The organism is Pseudooceanicola lipolyticus (assembly GCF_002786325.1).
GTDB lineage: Bacteria > Pseudomonadota > Alphaproteobacteria > Rhodobacterales > Rhodobacteraceae > Pseudooceanicola_C > Pseudooceanicola_C lipolyticus.
In genome coordinates this window covers 1-2,748 of the sequence record NZ_PGTB01000288.1, presented here as the reverse complement: position 1 = coordinate 2,748, position 2,748 = coordinate 1, and the positions used below count along the sequence as shown (strand labels likewise).

Here is a 2,748-nt window from a genome sequence, read left to right as displayed (position 1 = left end):
GCTGAATCCCATCGGTCTGCTGGACCTGATGGGGCAGAGCGATGACATCCACCTGATCCCGCTGGTCTATGGCTATGTGAACTATACCCGCGCCGCGCGCCCGGTGACGTTCCGTGACGCGCCGCGCGCGGGTGGGCGGCCCGGCTCGATCCTCGGCGGCACCGGGATCGCCATATCGCGCCGCGCGGTGGTCGACGCGGCGTTGCGCGAGCATCTGCTGTGGCTGATGTCAGAGACCACGCAGCGCGGCTTCATTCCGGACCATGACGGCCAGCCCGGCCTGCGCGCGGCCTGGGCCGATCCCGGGGTGAATGCCGCCTGGGGGAATTTCTATCGCGATACCGCCGCGACGCTGGAGGCGGCTACGATCCGCCCGCGCCATGACGGCTATATCGCCTTCCAATCCCGTGCCTCGGCCTATCTGCGCGATGTGTTCGAGGCCCGCCGCCCGGCCGCGCGCGCGGCACAGGCGCTGCGCGCGATGTTCGAGGCCAGCCAACCGGAAAGGACCACGGCATGAGCGAACCACTGACGCTTTCCATCGACAACCGGATCGCCACGATCACCTATAACCGGCCCGAAAAGCTGAACGCGATGACGCCCGAGATGGCCGAGTTGATGTGGCAGGCCGTGCGCAGCATCAATGCCAGCGACGAGGTAAGGGTGGTGATCCTCACCGGCACCGGCAAGGCCTTCTGCGCCGGATCGGACATTGCTGATCTCGACCGCTATGCCACCCCCTGGAATTTCCGCAACCGGCCGGAATATTGCGACGCGCTGCGCGCGCTGCTGAAACCCTCGATTGCCGCGATCAACGGCTATGCGATGGGCGGCGGGCTGGAAATGGCGCTGTCCTGCGACATCCGCATCGCCACCCGTGGCGCCAAACTGGCCGCGCCCGAGATCAAGCTGGGCTGGATCGGCGGCGGTGGCATGACAGCTCTGCTGGCGCATTCCATCGGCCCGTCCAACGCCGCGTTGATGGTGATGACCGGCGATCCGGTGACGGCCGAGACGGCGCTGGGCTGGGGGCTGGTGTCCGAACTGACCGCGCCCGATACATTGCTGCCCCGCGCCCTGGAGATCGCCACGGCGATTGCCAACCGCGCGCCGGTGGCGGCGGAAACCGCGCGGCGCAACCTGCAGGCCGCCTATAACATGCCGCTGGAACAGGCGGTGGCCTATGAACGCGACTTGCAAGCCATCTGCTTTGCCACCGAAGATGCCGCCGAGGGGCGCGCTGCCTTTGCCGAGAAACGCGCGCCCTTGTTCAACCGCCGCTGAGGAGACCCGAATGATCCCGATTGACGCCCCCGAAGGCTTGTGGCTGGGCCGCTGCTGGCGGCCCGAGGTGCAGGGCCCAGCCGTTGTCACGCTGCGCGACGGCCTGCTGGTCGACATCACCTGCGCCGCCGCGCCCACGGTCAGCCACCTGCTGGACCTGCCGGACCCGGCGGCGCATCTGCGCAACGCGCCCGGCACGCCCCTGGGGCCGCTGGAGCGGATTGCCGCCAACCCGGTGGATCGCGATCACCTGCACCTGCTGGCGCCCTGCGATCTGCAGGCGGTAAAGGCCTGCGGCGTCACCTTTGCCCGGTCCATGGTGGAACGCGTGATCGAGGAAAAGGCCGCCGGCGATCCGGCCCGTGCCGAGGCGATCCGCGCCCGCGTCGGGCAGGCCATCGGCGACAGCCTGCGCAACCTGCGTGCCGGATCGCCCGAGGCGGCCGAGGTGAAACGCGCGCTGCAGCAGGAAGGGCTGTGGTCGCAATATCTCGAGGTCGGCATCGGCCCCGATGCCGAGGTGTTTTCGAAATGCCCGCCGATGGCCGCCGTGGGCTTTGGCGCCGCGGTTGGCCTGCACCCGATTTCGAACTGGAACAACCCGGAACCCGAGGTGGTGTTGGCCGTCTCCTCCGCCGGGCGCATCCTGGGGGCGACGCTGGGCAATGACGTGAACCTGCGCGATGTCGAGGGGCGGTCGGCGCTGCTGTTGGGCAAGGCCAAGGACAACAACGCCTCCTGCGCCATCGGCCCGATGATCCGGCTGTTCGACAGGTCCTGGACGCTGGACGATGTGCGCCGGGCGGAGCTGACCCTGACGGTCGAGGGCGCGGAGGGCTATCGCCTGACCGGGCATTCCTCGATGGCCGAGATCAGCCGGGATCCCGAAGACCTCGTGGCCCAGACGCTGGGCCGCCATCACCAGTATCCCGACGGGATGGTGCTGTTCCTGGGCACGCTATTTGCACCCACCGAGGATCGCGACATGCCGGGCGAGGGCTTCACCCACAAGACCGGCGACCGGGTGACAATTGCCGCGCCGGGCCTGGGGCGTCTGAGCAATACGGTGCAATTGTCCACCGAGGCGCCGGAATGGACCTTTGGCACTCGCGCGCTGATGGAAAACCTCGCCGCGCGCGGTGTGCTGGGCGCGCCGGTTTCCACCACAGGCCGCGCCTGAAAACAGGGCGCCCTGTCTTGCGGCGCCTCCTCCATGACGGGGCGCTTGCCCCACCCGCCGAAAAGGACCTGTCAGATGGACGGCACCCCGCTGAATTTCACCCCCCATGGCAAGCACCTGATCGCCGGCGACTGGGTCGCGGGCGAGGCCACCTTTCCCTCGGAGCCGGCGGAGGGCCCGGCGCATGACTTTGCCGTCGGTACGCCGGCGCTGGTCGACCGCGCCTGCGCGGCGGCCGAGGCGGCGTTCTGGCGCTATGGCTATTGCCCGCGCGCGGTGCGGGC

Annotated in this window: 2 protein-coding genes and 2 pseudogenes; all 4 read left to right on the top strand. The window is 68.9% G+C overall.

The annotated features are described in order from the left end of the window. Window positions 1-520 (top strand): annotated as a pseudogene (locus CVM52_RS25060) (carbohydrate ABC transporter substrate-binding protein); the annotation flags it as partial. Continuing rightward, entirely contained in the window at window positions 517-1,284 is a 768-nt protein-coding gene (locus CVM52_RS25055) for an enoyl-CoA hydratase/isomerase family protein (protein ID WP_100164989.1), read from the top strand. The pseudogene CVM52_RS25060 and the gene CVM52_RS25055, both read left to right, overlap by 4 nt. A 10-nt stretch (window positions 1,285-1,294) precedes the next feature. Then, on the top strand, window positions 1,295-2,464 hold the full coding sequence (locus CVM52_RS25050) for a fumarylacetoacetate hydrolase family protein (protein WP_100164988.1): 1,170 nt from the start codon (window positions 1,295-1,297) through the stop codon (window positions 2,462-2,464). Window positions 2,465-2,539: 75 nt separating this feature from the next. Beyond that, window positions 2,540-2,748: pseudogene (locus CVM52_RS25045) on the top strand (aldehyde dehydrogenase (NADP(+))); the annotation flags it as partial.